This window comes from Brevibacillus sp. SIMBA_040, assembly GCF_046535075.1.
In the GTDB taxonomy this organism is placed as follows: Bacteria; Bacillota; Bacilli; order Brevibacillales; family Brevibacillaceae; genus Brevibacillus.
Genome location: NZ_JAWRXI010000007.1, coordinates 129442 through 144605 on the forward strand (window position 1 = coordinate 129442; position 15164 = coordinate 144605).

The window sequence follows — 15164 nt, forward strand, 5'->3', positions numbered from 1 at the left end:
GATCAGAATAAAATCCTATGCAGTATAAGTGCAACCCCGCTGCCAAATCATGGCATAGCAGGTTTTCTAACTCACTGCCGATGAAAGCCGTACTCCGTCAGCTTGCGATACAGCGTATTGCGGCTAACCTGAAGCAGCTGGGCTGCGCGGCTAATATTCCAGCGCGTAGTATCCAATGTACGCAAAATCGTTTCTTTCTCCGTCTCTTCAAGCGATAATCTATGAGAAGGACTGGGAGACAGGGTGTTTTCCTCGCTCAAATCTTGCTCCCATTGCAGATGGACAGGCTCGATTTGCCCTCCCTCTGCTAAAAAGGCGGCTTGGACAAGGATACTGTTTAGCTCCCGGACATTGCCCGGCCACGAATGGTGGTGCAAATGCGATAACGCCTCGTGAGAAATCGAGGCTGTAGCATCAAGCTTGTGCAGCAAATGGATAGCGAGTGCGCCGATGTCGCTCCGCCTGCGCAGAGGAGGCAGTGTCAGCTGGACTCCTTTTAGCCGATAGTACAAATCCTCGCGAAAACGTTTGGAGCGAATTTCGTCAGGCAGATTTTTGTGTGTGGCAGCGATGATGCGCACATTCACATGCTTGCTTTTGACACTGCCGACTGGCGTAATGACTTTTTCTTGCACCGCTCGCAGCAAGGCGGCTTGAGCACGTGGCGACATATCGCCGATCTCATCGAGAAACAGCGTGCCGTTGTGGGCTGCTTCGAATTTGCCGATACTGCCCTCGGCTTTTGCTCCGGTAAATGCACCGCGCTCATAGCCAAACAGCTCGCTTTCTACCAGGTCTTCCGGAATCGCACTGCAATTGACGGCGATAAAAGGCTGATCACTGCGTCTACTAGCTGAATGAATGGCTTGGGCAAACAATTCCTTGCCCGTACCGCTTTCTCCGCTGAGCAAAAGGGGCATTTCCATGGAGGCGGCTCGAACAGCAAGCTGCTTCACACGGGTGATGCTCGGGCATGTACCAAAAATATCGTCAAACACATAATGCTTTTGCTTGGAGGCTGGTCGCGGACGAATGGCAATCGAGCGCCACAATCTCTGGGAATGGTCCGAGATGCTTTCCATGATGTAGCCTTCCTTTATGCGGAACTCCTTACCCAGACAGTCTCGGCCAATAATACGCTCTGCTGCACGATTCGCGCGAACGATTCGCTGCTCGCTGTCGAGGGTGAGTAGAGCTGTGGTATGTTCATTTTCCAGCTTTTCCATGTGTCTGAGGGTAAGCAAGTGCTCTTGCCGGGCATCACTGAGCAAAAGTCGATTTTGCAAGGTGTCGGCAAGCATGGTTACCAAAGGCAGTATAGAAGAGGTGTACTGCTCGATGCGGCAGCTGATGTTTACTGCTCCGAGCAATTCTCCCAAAGAGTTGAAGATGGGACTGGCAGCACACGCAAGAAAATGATTGGTCCGGTAAAAATGATCCTCGCCATAAACAAGAACCGGCTTTTTCTCAAGCAGTGTCACGCCCATGGCATTGGTTCCCATCGTGTTTTCCAGCCAATTGGCTCCAGGTAGCATGTAGATGGAGTCAGCCAGCTCCTGAAATTCCGGAGTGGAAACAGTATGGATGATGGTGCCGTGGCGATCGGTGAGAACTGCGATGTACTCGGCATGCTTGTAGAGTGGATACAGGGAATCAAAAACGGGGATAGCGTGCTCTAAAAGGAAACGGGAGTCTTTTTGTAAAGAGAGGATTTGACTCTCAGACAGCAACTGACCACGTACAGAATCGGTAGGAAGAAAGCCTTGGGCATAGCAGCGCTGCCATGATTCCCGGATCATTTCAAATTCATGGGAATACACGACTGAAGACACAATTACACCTCCTTACAGGAAATGGAATGTCTCAACTCAACGATAGTATAACATGAAAAAAGTAAGAAAATTTCAAAAGTTGAGCAGTTGTCACGAAAATCCACACTCGTTTGTCCTGTTTTGTAACACTATGCGAAGCAGGGTGTGTACGAAAGCTGATTTGACTGCTCTTTTTCCGGTTGGTACAAAATCTGCTATAGCTAGTCACTGTAGTCGCTTCCTAACGAGCGAACGATCTGAGGAGGGGTACAGATGGCAGGAAACAAAGCAGTCGTGTACAAAGGAACGGGCAGAGTAGGTGTGGAGGACATTGGTTATCCAGATTTGGTGCTGCACGATGGACCTGGAGTAAACCCACTGAACGTCGGGCGCAAGTGTGATCATGGAGTGATTTTGAAGGTTGTCACTACCAATATATGCGGTAGCGATCAGCATATGGTACGGGGACGGACAACTGCGCCAGAGGGATTGGTCCTGGGGCATGAAATTACCGGAGAAGTGCTAGAGGTAGGCAGAGATGTAGAATTTATGAAAAAAGGCGATCTTGTTTCCGTTCCCTTTAATATTGCGTGCGGGCGTTGCCGTAGCTGCCGGGAGCAAAAAACGCATGTGTGTCTGAACGTCAACCCGGATCGTCCCGGCTCAGCTTACGGATACGTGGACATGGGCGGTTGGGTAGGCGGTCAATCAGAGTATGTGATGATTCCTTATGCCGATTTCCAATTGCTGAAATTCCCGGACAAGGACAAAGCAATGGAAAAAATACTCGATCTGACTATGCTCTCCGATATATTCCCGACAGGTTTCCACGGGGCTGTTAGCGCAGGTGTGAAGCCAGGCTCAACGGTCTACATTGCGGGAGCTGGCCCCGTTGGCTTGGCAGCAGCTCATTCCGCACAGCTCCTAGGTGCCTCCGTCGTGATTGTCGGCGATCTCAATTCAGAGCGGCTGGCACAGGCGAGAAGCTTTGGCTGCGAGACGGTGGACCTTAGCAAGCATGACAATCTTGGTGAGCTGATCGAGCAAATACTGGGAGAGCCAGTCGTGGATTGCGCGGTTGATTGCGTAGGCTTTGAAGCGCATGGTCACGGCCCGAATCATTCGGAAGCGCCCGCGACTGTATTGAATTCGATCATGACGGTTACACGTGTAGGCGGAGGGTTGGGGATTCCTGGACTGTACGTTACTGGTGACCCGGGCGGGATCGATGCAGATGCACAAGAAGGGACACTGAAAATTCGCTTCGGACTGGGCTGGGCAAAGGCGCATACGTTTGTGACTGGTCAAACTCCTGTCATGAAATACAACCAAGGTTTGATGATGTCCATTTTGAGTGGACGTGCGCAAATTGCCAAAGCTGTCAATGCGACGCTCATATCGATTGATGATGCACCGAAAGGCTATAGCGAGTTTGACAGTGGCGCAGCCAAGAAGTTCGTCATTGATCCGCACGGGTTGGTACGCCGATAAGAGAGGAAGGTGGGGACAATGGAGCATCCCCCTTCTCTGTGGAAGCGGAGTGCTGCTGAGCTGATTGGAACGGCGTTGTTAGTTTTGATTGGGCCAGGAACGGCAGCTTTCTTAGGGATTTTGACAGCCAAGAGCAATCAGACAGCTACTCTCGCTGATATCGGTGTGGTTAGCCTGGCTTTTGGATTGATTGTTGCCGCGATGATTTACACGTTTGGCAAAGTCTCCGGGTGCCATATCAATCCCGCTGTCACCGTGGCTTTGGCATCTGTCGGGCGGTTTTCCTGGCAGGAGGTTCCAGCTTATATCGCTGCCCAATTGGTGGGTGGGGTAATTGGCGCACTAGGGATTGTGGCTGTGCTGGGCAGCGATGGTGCCGTGATCGGAAATTTGGGTGCTACGGTGCTTTCGGCAGACACGAGCTATATTCGCGGGATGGTGATCGAAGCGATCGAAGCTTACGTGCTGATGCTCGTCATCATGGGTGTTGCGGTTGATCAGCGTGCACCGGCAGGATTTGCGGGTCTGATCATCGGTTTGACGGTAGCAGGGATTATCATGATGACGGCAGGCCCGACAGGTTCTTCCTTCAATCCGGCTCGTACATTTGGACCGTACGTCATCGATTCGTTGATGGGCGGCAAGGTCTACTGGAGTCAATTTCCGATTTATCTCATAGGACCGCTTGCGGGAGCGATTCTGGCTGCGCTCTCCTACGACAAAATCGCATTTTCTCGCTCGCGGGATCAGTCCTTGCAGCAATAAGGAAGAATAGGCACAGGCTCACACATTTTTGACGTGAGCAGTGCTTCTTTTTTCTGTCTGAGGTATCGTGCTGCCTGTCTTGTCAGTTTTGACGGTGGAGAGCAATACTCCGCCGAGCGTCACTACTCCCCCGATAATCGTGAGTAGCGAGGGCACTTCCTTTAGCCAGACCCACGCAATCAAAAAGGCAAGAGCCGGAGTGAGATAAAGTGAGCTGGTGGCTTCCGAAGTACCGACTACCGATGTCACGTAAGCAAGAGTCAAATAAGCCACGACGCTAGGAAAAATGCCGAGATACAAAACACTGAGTGTCACGTCTAACGGTGCTTGCATCACTGCCGTATCCAGTCCCGGCAAAAAAACGAGCATAAACAGCGTTCCCGCCCAAATCGTGTAAGCGGTAAAGGCAAACGAGCCGTACTTTTCTACATACTTTTTTTGAAAGGCGAAGTAAATGCTCTCCGAAAAAGAAGCCAAAAGAATCAGAAAAATCCCACTGCTTAGCTGGATCGGTTCACCTGTCCCAACGGAGCTCAGTGCGACGCCGGTAAAACCGATCAGTGCGCCGATCCACCCTTTTATCCCAAAGCGCTCTCGAAAGAACAGGAGGGCAAGCAATGCCGCAAAGATAGGCGTAGTGGCTACGAACAGACTTGCGACCCCCGCACTGATCGTTTGCTCTCCGTAATTGAGCGCCGTATGGTAGACTGTAAAGCCCAAAGCCCCCAATAATAGCAGGAAGGGTACATCTCGTAGCGCAGGCAAGCGAATACGAAAAAAGGGCGTCAGGATTGCCAGGAAAAGAGAGCCTACGAGAAAACGCAAGACGGACAGATGCTCTGGTGAGTAGGCCTCAAGTCCGACACGTATTCCGGCAAAGGCTGATGCCCAAAGAAAAATACTGATTCCATGCGCAGCGAAAACTCGAATTCGGGTATGATTGGACATGCCTCTCGTTCCTCTCTTTACGTAAAGTAAAACCAACCACCTTGTGCTTTGTGCATCATTCTTTTTACCATCGTAATCAACAAGTGATAAAATATCTGCAACCACTTGCGCGACAAAAAAACCAACCACTCGTACGGAAACGAATTTACAAAGGGATGGGATGAGATGGCGAGAGAGCGGCGCAGCCAGGCAAGTCAGCTGCCTAAATATCAGCAAATCATCGATTATATCAGAGGCAAAATCTCTACTGGGGAATGGCCAATTGGCAGTAAAATTCCTAGTCAGCGAGTTTTGGCAGAGCAGTTTGGCGTAAATAGAAGCACGGTCATCACAGCCTTGGAGGAGCTGACGGCTGACGGATTGATTGAGGGTAAAATGGGGATGGGAACGGTCGTGGTCAACAATACGTGGACATTGCTTGCTGCGACGCCTCCTCCGGATTGGAATGAGTACGTCAAATCGGGGCTGCACAAGCCGAGCCTGACAGCTGTTAAAAAGATCAATCAGGATGAATTTGATCCTGATTTGATTCAGCTGAGCAAAGGAGAGCTTTCTCCCGATATTTTTCCGCTGGAAACGATGAAGCATGTCATGGAGAAGGTCACTAGAGAGCTGGGGAGATTCGGGTATGAGGAGCCTAGAGGATACTATCCTCTGCGACAGGCGCTGAGCGACTATCTACGACGACAAGGGATTGAGGCTTCGCCATCATCCATTCTGATTGTTTCGGGAGCATTACAAGCACTCCAATTGATCTCGGTCGGACTTTTGCAGCGGGGCTCTACCGTATTACTGGAGCAGCCATCCTACCTATACTCGTTACACGTTTTTCAATCCGCGGGAATGCAGCTGGCGGGATTGCCGATAGATCAGCATGGACTGAAGCCTGATGAGATCATCAAGAGGCGTAAGCAGGAAAACAGCTCGATTTTATACACAATCCCCTGCTTTCATAATCCGACAGGCATCTTGATGTCTGCGAGTCGGCGGGAAGAACTCATGCGCGTTTGCGAGACTGAGCGGCTCCCGGTTATTGAAGATGACATCTATCGCGAGCTATGGATCGATGCACCGCCTCCTCCGCCGTTAAAAGCGAAAGACAAGCACGGACATGTGCTTTATATGGGCAGCCTGTCCAAAACACTGACGCCGGGTCTACGCATTGGCTGGGTAGTCGGTCCGGAGCCAGTAATCGAGCGGCTATCCGATTTGAAAATGCAAACGGACTATGGTGCGAGCTCGCTGTCATCACGAGTAGCTGCAGAATGGCTGGCAAGCGGACTGTACGAAGAGCATATGAGTGAGGTACGGGAGCAGTTAGCGGTGAGGAGGGCAGCTGTCATTTGCGCCTTGCAAAAGCATATGAGTGATCTGGCGACGTGGGAAATACCGCAGGGAGGGTTCCTGATCTGGCTTGCGATCAACGGGAAAATATCCATGATGGAGCTGTTTAGCAAGGCATTGCGCCAAGGAATTCTTTTAAATCCAGGAAATATATACGGTCAAGAGCCAGAGGGGTACCTGCGAATTTCCTACGGATACGCGTCGTTGCAAGATATGGAGACAGGCATCTATCGACTAAGCGAGATAATTCGCGGTCTATAAAGCGTATAGCAGATAAAAAGGGGAAGGGACAAAACGGCTATTGGTTTTGTCCCTGTTTAGCTATGTGAATCGGCTCCAATTCTTTTACATACTTCTGGCTGTGTACAACGAATTCCGCCGTGATCGGAGAAATCGCCTGCCAGTCTCTTGCCGCTAGAACGACCTCACGCGTAATAGCGGGATGCAGGGGAATGGCGACCACCTTTGGGATAATCTCTGGAATGTAGAGCTCAGGCATGACTGTGACCCCGACGTATTCCTGCACCATGGTCAAAATGGTGGTGACGTCACGAACTTCAAATGTAATCGAGGGATTGATGCTGTTTTTGTGCAGCATGTTTTTGATACAGCCGTCCTTTGGCATGATAAAGCAGTAATTGACAATCTGCGAAAAGCTGAGAGTGGCATGATCCTTTAACGGATGGGTATCGGGAAGAATGACCATCATCTCGTCCTGCAGCAACGGGATGGTTTGCAGGTCTTTGTCTGCGTGAACAGTAAAGCCGATGTCGACGACAGAGTTGGTTAACCACGAATTGATCTCGTCGTTTTCACCTTCCAACAGGAGAATTTCCACAGCGGGAAACCGTTTGCGAAAGCTGCCGAGAAGCCCAGGCAAAAATCGAGAGGCAACACTTGGAATAGAGGCGATGCGCAATGTTCCAGAAGCAAGACCACGAGCCATATTCGCTTCCTGGGTCATGCAGGAGGTGATGTTCAAAATGTCCCGCGCATGCTGTAGCATACGTTCACCTATGCTAGTAGGAGTAATTCCGCTTCTACTACGGTGAAAGAGGGAGACGCCGAGCTCTTTTTCCAGGGCGTGAATCATTTGCGAGACAGCCGATTGCGTAAAGCCGATTTCCTCCGCAGCCCTTGTGAAGCTACCGGCCTTGGCTGCGGCGACAAACACTTGCAGTTGCGCCAGTGTCACGAGTGCGTCCTCCTTTTTTAGTATTAGGAAAAGCTAATACTAATTATTATAAACGATTGTTTTACTAATGGAACGTAGTTGCTTATAGTAAAAGGCAAGAAGCAGTATATTAAGAAGGTATTCTGAGGAGGAGAACGATTTTGCATCCCGACTGGCAACGAATCGCGAATGATTTTATTCAAGCAACGTCTTACCGCGTAGGAGAGCTGGAAAAAGGATGGGCTTCGCGCTACGATTTTTCCAAACGACCGGCGACCTATATGCGATATGAGGAGGCATTCGTTAGAGTACCATTAGGTCAGCCACAATTTCCTGCAGCAGCAAATGTGTGGGAGGTAATGGCAAATCGGCGGTCCAAGCGTAATTTTTTGCCACAGCCATTGACGTTAAATGAGCTTAATTTATTACTCTGGGCAACCCAAGGCATTACAGATGACATGGGAGACTACCAGCTGCGGACGACACCCTCTGCAGGTGCTTTGTATCCGATCGAAACGTATTTGTTTGTCAATCAAGTGGAAGGCTTGGAAAAGGGGCTCTATCACCTCGATGTTGAAAACTGGACATTGGAGGGATTGAAGCAGGGGGACACGTCAGAAACCGTTTATTTGTTTACCGAGGAGCAAGAGATGACACGCCGTGCAGCAGTTAATTTTGTCTGGACAGCCGTGGTTGATCGCACCAAGGATAAGTATAAAGAGCGTGCCTATCGCTATATTTGGTGGGATGCGGGGCATGTTTCACAAAACCTGCATGTGGCAGGCAACAGCCTGGGTCTTGGGGTAAGCACAATCGGCCACTGGATGGATTATGATATGAACGAATATTTGGGAATCGATGGGAACTCGCACTTGTCGGTCCTGATGGCATCTGTAGGTAAAATAGCGGGCGGAGATTGGCGGAAGGATCGGCGCCCGGAATAAGGAAGCAGAGGATGGCTTGTGTGAAGCAAGCTATCTTTTTTTATATGCTCTTTGGTTTCGTTCGTATGTCAAACCTGTGTGTATGACTAGCGGTTGTTCATTACGCAAACTGGGTGTTTAATTACAAATAAAGGAAGAGTCGGTTTCTTCGCGAACATTTTGTATGGACACTTTTATATTCACGTAATTTTTGAAATACAGTTATCAAAATGGATTTGGGCACTAAACAAAACAGGGAAGGAGAATCATTAATTGAATAAATTTTTTCATTTTGATTCAGAGGAAAGTAGGCAAGCTTTGCTTTCGCGTGCGAGAAAAGTTGCTTTAACAGCTCTACAACAGTATGAACTAGAATGGAATTGCATCCGCTTCATTCAATTGTCAGATACCATTACATATAAAATTGAAACAAACACGTCAAATAGTTATTTGCTTCGCATTCATTCGCAACGAATGAATCAAGAAGAGATCTATTCTGAGTTATTACTTCTTAATGAATTGAGAAACGTACATGGTATAATTGTCCCTGTAGGAATTGCAAGCATTCATGATTCTTATGTGTTGGAGTGTGTTACTGAAGAGGGATATCATAGACCTTTTGTCACCATAATGAGTTGGGTTGACGGAGAGCATTCAAGTGGAGAATTTACGGATAACCGTGTATTTAGCATGGGTGTTTTGATGGGGAAACTGCACGAAGCTTCTTCTCGTTTTGTTACACCATATAATTTTGTTCGACCTCATTGGGGCATCACTAGCTTTCTTTCCGATATCCGCAACCTAGAACGTTATTATGCAAGATTTTTATCGAGCAGTGCTTGGAGTCTATATCAATTAGCTATAGATAAGATTGTAGACCACCTTGAAGGTATGGGTCAGACTGATCAGGACTATGGTCTTATTCACGCTGACTTACATTCAGGAAACGTCGTTTTTTGTAATGAACAACCACACCCAATCGATTTTGGAAGATGTGGCTATGGATACTATTTGTATGACATGGCGGGTGCTTTGTTGGGACTTTCCCCCAGACAGCGAAAATTATTTATTCAAGGTTATGAGAGCGTTAAAAGTTTAGGTATGGATTATATTCACAAATTAGAGTGCTTTTTTGTCATGATCATGATTGAAAATTATAGTCATCACTCTTCTGATCCCACTGAAATTTCGAATTTGATTCATGAACAAAAATATGCCCAGGCATATATCAAAGAATACATAAATGGCAATAGTTTTCTTTTCAAGGGGATAGAACCCGTAGAAGTTGATCAACCGTGATTTGATTAGATTTAGGGGGGATGACTACATACCAATCCATCAGAACGAAATACAATAGGACAAAAATTTTGGCGTAAAACTGTATCGAATTATTCGAGTGGTAATTACAATGAAGAGTCTGGCATGACATTTGATGGATATAAGTTAATCTTTAGATTTAATAATTCAAATGAATAAACGCTAGTTCAATAACAATGGCGGCTGTCTAAGGCTTTTTTCAGGTCTTGGTCAGCCGCTGTTTCTTTGGTGGGTGATTATTTTTAAGGACAACAGTACAAACGCGCAATTGTCGCTTTTTAAGTCGCAGGCTTGACTGAGTTTGAATAAAGTGAAAGTAGGAGAGCAGTGGCTTCAAAAGGTAACTTTTACTTGATTTTGCTACGAGTAAAAGATATTATATGATATTGATAACCATTATCAAAAGACGATGTCTATAAATGAAGAAGGTGAAGACTGTGTCCATTGCCAAAGTAATTCGAGAGCGCCGCTCTATCAAAACCAATTATAAACCGGATGCTGTTTCAGAAGAACTCGTTCTGGAGCTGTTAAATGACGCAGTATATGCGCCAAACCATGGATTGCGTGAGCCGTGGCGCTTCGTATTTGTTTCTACGGAAAAGAAGGAAGCTTTCGTAGAGCGCCTGATTACGGTTTATTCTCCTGACGTCCATGACAAACGCAGGGAAATGTATAGCCAACCAGCGGCTTATTTGATCGTCATCATGAAAGAGGACCCGCGTCAAAAGCAATGGGAGGAAGATTTTAGTGCAGTGTGCTGCTTGATTCAAAACTTCCAGCTGCTTGCATGGGAGCGAGATCTGGGCGTCGTATGGAAAACGAACCCGCACAACTGGGACCCCAAAGCCCATACGATTCTCGGGGTACAGCCAGGAGAGAAAATTGTCGGCTTTTTGCACCTGGGCTTCTTCGATACAGAGAATCCTCCTGCTGCCAAAACGCGTACACCAGCAGAAGAAAAATTCACCCGATTTGAATAAATACAAGAAGCGAGACTACCCATGGGAGAGGCTAAAAATAAAAAAGCCCGCCCGATCTAGAAGGGGGCTATACGGGCGGTAAATGGAGGACGTTATGTCCATCGTAGGGTCTGACAATTTATATGATAGACGTTGGATATTAAGGTAGAGTAGAGACATCATAAAGCATTTGTTAATTTTTAGACTCATCCCACCAAAGAGGGCAAGCACCCTTTTTTTCGTAAATCCCTTTTTTATAGACAGGCATCCATGCAGGCAAGCAAGGTTCGTCATATGCTAACGTGAAGCGCTTTTGATTCAAGAGCGAGGTGCTTCTACAATGGTATGAGACGAGAGGAGTGAAGCAGATGGGATGCGGACGCGGCTTTGGATTTGGTAACGGCGGCTTTTTGTGGATCATTCTGATTATTCTTCTGGTAGCGAGCTTTTGGGATGACTAATGCCTAATAGAAATGGAAAAAGACTCTGTGTTCAAATGCGAACGCAGAGCCTTTTTATTTATACAGTTTACGATTTGAGATGCTGCAAAAATTGGCGCGTCCGATCCTCGCGCGGTTGGCTAAACAGCTGCTGAGGGCTGTCGCGCTCCACGACGACACCCTGATCCATGAAAATGACTTCATCAGCAACTTCGCGAGCGAAGCCCATCTCATGAGTCACCACAACCATCGTCATGCCTTCCAGGGCGAGCTCCTTCATGACCTTCAGAACTTCTCCGACCAGCTCTGGGTCAAGAGCAGAGGTAGGCTCGTCAAACAGCATAACCTGCGGGTCCATAGCCAACGCACGAGCAATGCCTACGCGCTGCTGCTGACCCCCAGAGAGCTGGGCCGGAAAATGGTCCAGCTTGTCTCCCAGCCCTACTTTTGCGAGCAATGCAGCCGCTTTTGTTTTTGCTTTCTCCCTGTCTTCCTTTTTTACGGTCACAGGACCTTCCATGACGTTTTCCAGTGCAGTCATGTGGGGGAACAGATTGTAGCTCTGAAAAACCATCCCGGTTTGTTTGCGAAGGCGCGGAATACTTGATCGTTCAACCTTTTGGGAGAAATCGAGCTTGACCTCGCCGATTTGGACACTTCCACTCGTTGGGATTTCCAAGGCGTTGAGGCAGCGGAGCAGAGTCGTTTTGCCAGAGCCGGAAGGACCGATGATAACGACTACTTTTCCTTTTTCGACGTTCAGCGAAATCCCTTTTAATACTTCGAGGCTAGCAAACTGTTTATGCAAATTCGTAATCGTAATCATGAGCATTCACCTACTTCTTATACGTAACGGTCCAGTTTGTTTTCGATGCGATCCTGAATGATAGAGAGGACAAAGCAGATCATCCAGTAAATAAGAGCGGCCTCTGAATAGACCAAAAGCGGTTCGTATGTAGCGGCCACGATTTCCTGGGCTTTGCGAAACATCTCTGGAACGAGGATAGCAGCTGCCAGTGACGTATCCTTGACCAAGCTGATAAACGAGTTGGACAAAGGAGGAACCGAGACACGGGCAGCCTGTGGCAGAACGACACGCCGAAGCGCTTGCCAATACGTCATCCCAAGCGAGTACGCCGCTTCCCATTGTCCTTTGTGAATAGACAAAATCGCAGCGCGCACGACCTCGGAGGAATAGGCACCGACACTGAGCGAGAAGCCGATCACCGCAGAAGGAAACGGGTCAATCATAATTCCGACACTCGGCAAACCAAAGAAAATGATGAACAGCTGCACTAACAGAGGTGTCCCTCGAATGATCGAGACATAAAAACGAGCGAGCCCGATCAACGGCTTGATTCCGGAGAGACGAGCCAGTGCAGTCAAAATCGCAATGATCAGACCAATGAAAAAGGAAACGAGGGCAAGTGTCAAAGAATAGAGCAAGGCTCCTTTCAAAAGAGGCAGAAAGGAGCTTTGTGCGATATCGATCCAACGGTTCAGGCGCTCAGGGTTGTCAAAAAAGTTATTTAGAAACATCTGCACCAAACCATTTCTCGGAAATTTTTGCACTTGTACCGTCTTTTTCCATTTCGTCGAGGGCTTTGTTGAAAGCTTCTACGAGATCAGTGCTTCCTTTACGGAACAAGAATCCGTTTTTCGATACGTTCGGATCTTTAGCAATGATCTTGATTGGAGTATCTGGCTTTTGCTTCAGGAAGTCGAGCAAGGACAATCCGTCATTGATAGTGATGTCTACCCGTTTGGTAACGAGCAGATCAATTGCTTGGTTGAAGCCTTCGACAGCAACGATTTCAGCGCCATTTTTCTTAGCGATGTCAGTCAGGTTGCTCGTCAAGGTTTGCCCTGCTTTCAGTCCTTTGATATCTTCAAAGCCTTTTACAGTGGTGTTGTCTTTATGCGCTACGAGAACAGCTGTAGAAACGGTATACGGGTTGGAGAAGTCGTATTTTTCCTGGCGATCAGGACGGATACCTACCTGGTTTGCTACCACATCAAAGCGTTTGGAATCGAGCCCCGCAAACATCGCATCCCACTGCGTTTCCTGGAACACAGGCTCCACACCGATTCGCTTGGCTACTTCTGTTGCTACGTCTACATCATACCCGGTCAGCTTGCCGGATGGATCGTGGAAGGTAAATGGAGCGTAGGTTCCTTCTGTACCAATGAGTATTTTTCCGTCTGCTTTTACTTTATCCAACAAGCTTTGCTCTTTCTTATCTTCCTTTGCTGGGGTGGAAGTATTGTTATTTGGCTGAGATTGATCAGTAGACGAAGCACCGCAGCCCGCAAGTGCGACGAATAATCCAGAAACGAGAACGGAAAGCAATAGTTTTTTCATAAATGATCCCCCACTAAACCGATGTGAATTAATTTAGACCCATACTAAAAGGGCCAAGCTGTTTTGTCAACGTATAAGAAAAATTTAATGCTTGATCGTATGAAACCAGCAAGGCTGTTACTTGGAAATATCCTCGCCAAACCACTTTTCGGAAATCGTTTTGAGTGTACCATCCTGTTGCATTTCATCCAGCACTTTGTTCATGGCGTCTGCCAGCTCGGTGCTGCCTTTTCGGTACATAAAGCCGGTTGGCTGTCCTTGTTCGTTTTTCGCTACGACCTTGATCGGTGTATCTGGCTTAGCCTTTAAGAAATCGAGTACGGACAAGTTATCGTTGATGACGACGTCCACACGTTTTTGCGCAATTAAATCGATCGCTTGATTAAAGTTGTCTACGCCGACGATTTCTGCTTCGCTGGCGCGAGCGAGATCTGCGTAGTTGCTCGTCATCGATTGTCCTGCTTTTAGTCCTTTAATGTCTTTGAAATCTTTTACGGTAGTATTATCCTTGTGCGTAACCAGAACAGCGCGAGAAATGGAGTAGGGCTTGGAAAAATCGTATTTCTCCTGACGGTCAGGGCGGATGCCTACCTGATTGGCAATCACATCAAAGCGCTTGGAATCGAGACCTGCAAACATGGCATCCCATTGGGTTTCCTGAAACTCGGGTTCCACTCCGAGACGTTTGGCAACCTCGGTTACGACATCCACATCATAGCCGGTCAATTTGCCGGACTGATCATGGAAAGTAAACGGAGAGTATGTTCCTTCCGTTCCGATGACGAGCTTTTTCTCGCTTTTGACCTTTTCGAGCAAATTTTGAGCGGAAGCTTGCTCAGTTGGAGGTGTAGCGTTATTAGGCTGGGAAGGGGAGCTGGAGCTGCTACAACCGACCATTCCCAGGAGCAGACAAGATAATAGAGTGGAGAAAACGATCTTCTTCATTTGAAAATCCCCTTTTGTTGATCTGATTTCATGGATTCATAGTAGTGGCAGACAATGGCTTTGTCAACGAAAATTATTTAAATTCCGATCATAATACTATGTATTTGATAAGCTGATTGTGTTTGCCCACCTCATAAGGATTCGCTTTTTCCTCGCAGGTTATGTTGAAAATAGCGGGGACTGGACAACTAGTGGTTGAGGTTCCTCCAGAAGAAGCGTACAATTAGGTACGAATCTTGGGCTTTTTTCAAAAGGAGTTCGTAATCATGTTAAACGATTGGCGTGTCTATACAGATGAGAGCGGCGTCGAGCAAAAGCACGTTGCTTGGCATGAGGTATTAAAGGAGATTGCCCAATTAAACGGTGTCGATCGGACTTTGGTGCATGCTGCCTATGGCTATCACGTAGACCTCGTGGTTGCAGGTGGAAATAACGGCTTGGTGCTCGTTCAGTGGAAGGAGCATGAGCCTTCTGAGAAGCATTTTGTTTTGACGGCAGATGAGCAGAGAGCTGCTGTGATGGCATCGCTGGTGATCGAGGGAAGTGAAGTGGCATTTCCGGTCTCATGGTGTGTACCTTTAGAGCAGGTAGTGCCTTTATGCGGGGATGTGCTGCGTACATGCGATAAAGGTGAGCCGAAGCAGCTGCAATGGCTCCCTGTAGAAATGTAGGCGGGGGAGAGTAC

14 protein-coding genes are annotated in these 15164 nt (G+C 47.8%); 7 read left to right on the forward strand and 7 right to left on the reverse strand.

All coding sequences use genetic code 11. The features are described 5' to 3' along the window. Positions 1-71 precede the first annotated feature (71 nt). Positions 72-1832, reverse strand: a complete 1761-nt coding sequence (locus SB752_RS13635) for a sigma-54-dependent Fis family transcriptional regulator (protein ID WP_410716172.1) — start codon at positions 1830-1832, stop codon at positions 72-74. 252 nt (positions 1833-2084) lie between these two features. Here SB752_RS13635 and fdhA point away from each other — a divergent pair, with 252 nt between their 5' ends. Both fdhA and SB752_RS13645 read left to right on the forward strand, forming a co-directional pair. Continuing rightward, on the forward strand, positions 2085-3302 hold the full coding sequence (gene fdhA, locus SB752_RS13640) for a formaldehyde dehydrogenase, glutathione-independent (RefSeq protein ID WP_410716173.1): 1218 nt from the start codon (positions 2085-2087) through the stop codon (positions 3300-3302). 18 nt (positions 3303-3320) lie between these two features. Next, positions 3321-4067, forward strand: a complete 747-nt coding sequence (locus SB752_RS13645) for an MIP/aquaporin family protein (protein WP_410716174.1) — start codon at positions 3321-3323, stop codon at positions 4065-4067. 18 nt (positions 4068-4085) lie between these two features. Here SB752_RS13645 and SB752_RS13650 read toward each other — a convergent pair whose 3' ends face one another. Beyond that, positions 4086-5015 carry a DMT family transporter gene (locus tag SB752_RS13650; RefSeq protein ID WP_410716175.1) on the reverse strand — a complete coding sequence of 310 codons (930 nt, stop codon included), beginning with the start codon at positions 5013-5015 and terminating at the stop codon, positions 4086-4088. 165 nt (positions 5016-5180) lie between these two features. Between SB752_RS13650 and pdxR the strand changes: the two genes are divergently transcribed. Next, positions 5181-6620, forward strand: a complete 1440-nt coding sequence (gene pdxR / locus SB752_RS13655) for a MocR-like pyridoxine biosynthesis transcription factor PdxR (protein WP_410716176.1) — start codon at positions 5181-5183, stop codon at positions 6618-6620. 37 nt (positions 6621-6657) lie between these two features. Here pdxR and SB752_RS13660 read toward each other — a convergent pair whose 3' ends face one another. Beyond that, on the reverse strand, positions 6658-7554 hold the full coding sequence (locus tag SB752_RS13660) for a LysR family transcriptional regulator (protein WP_410716177.1): 897 nt from the start codon (positions 7552-7554) through the stop codon (positions 6658-6660). A 140-nt stretch (positions 7555-7694) separates the two neighbouring features. Between SB752_RS13660 and SB752_RS13665 the strand changes: the two genes are divergently transcribed. From SB752_RS13665 to SB752_RS13675, 3 genes are all read left to right on the forward strand, one after another. Then, positions 7695-8477 carry a SagB/ThcOx family dehydrogenase gene (locus SB752_RS13665; protein WP_410716178.1) on the forward strand — a complete coding sequence of 261 codons (783 nt, stop codon included), beginning with the start codon at positions 7695-7697 and terminating at the stop codon, positions 8475-8477. A 252-nt stretch (positions 8478-8729) separates the two neighbouring features. Continuing rightward, positions 8730-9755 carry a phosphotransferase enzyme family protein gene (locus tag SB752_RS13670; protein WP_410716179.1) on the forward strand — a complete coding sequence of 342 codons (1026 nt, stop codon included), beginning with the start codon at positions 8730-8732 and terminating at the stop codon, positions 9753-9755. 437 nt (positions 9756-10192) lie between these two features. Further along, complete coding sequence (locus SB752_RS13675; RefSeq protein ID WP_410716180.1) at positions 10193-10753, forward strand: nitroreductase family protein; 561 nt, start codon at positions 10193-10195, stop codon at positions 10751-10753. A gap of 507 nt (positions 10754-11260) precedes the next feature. Here the strand turns inward: SB752_RS13675 and SB752_RS13680 are convergent. The 4 genes from SB752_RS13680 to SB752_RS13695 all read right to left on the reverse strand — a co-directional run bounded on the left by SB752_RS13680 (position 11261) and on the right by SB752_RS13695 (position 14479). Continuing rightward, a complete protein-coding gene (locus SB752_RS13680; RefSeq protein WP_410716181.1) occupies positions 11261-11998 on the reverse strand; it encodes an amino acid ABC transporter ATP-binding protein in 738 nt (245 codons plus the stop codon). 17 nt (positions 11999-12015) lie between these two features. After that, positions 12016-12711 carry an amino acid ABC transporter permease gene (locus SB752_RS13685; protein ID WP_410716182.1) on the reverse strand — a complete coding sequence of 232 codons (696 nt, stop codon included), beginning with the start codon at positions 12709-12711 and terminating at the stop codon, positions 12016-12018. Next, a complete protein-coding gene (locus SB752_RS13690) occupies positions 12698-13534 on the reverse strand; it encodes an amino acid ABC transporter substrate-binding protein (RefSeq protein WP_410716183.1) in 837 nt (278 codons plus the stop codon). The genes SB752_RS13685 and SB752_RS13690 overlap by 14 nt, the downstream gene beginning before the upstream one ends. Positions 13535-13651: 117 nt before the next feature. Further along, positions 13652-14479: an amino acid ABC transporter substrate-binding protein gene (locus tag SB752_RS13695; RefSeq protein ID WP_410716184.1), complete on the reverse strand. Its 828-nt coding sequence runs from the start codon at positions 14477-14479 to the stop codon at positions 13652-13654. A gap of 266 nt (positions 14480-14745) precedes the next feature. Here SB752_RS13695 and SB752_RS13700 point away from each other — a divergent pair, with 266 nt between their 5' ends. After that, the gene (locus tag SB752_RS13700; RefSeq protein ID WP_410716185.1) at positions 14746-15150 is read left to right on the forward strand and encodes a hypothetical protein; all 405 of its coding nucleotides are present in this window, start codon (positions 14746-14748) and stop codon (positions 15148-15150) included. Positions 15151-15164: the final 14 nt, after the last annotated feature.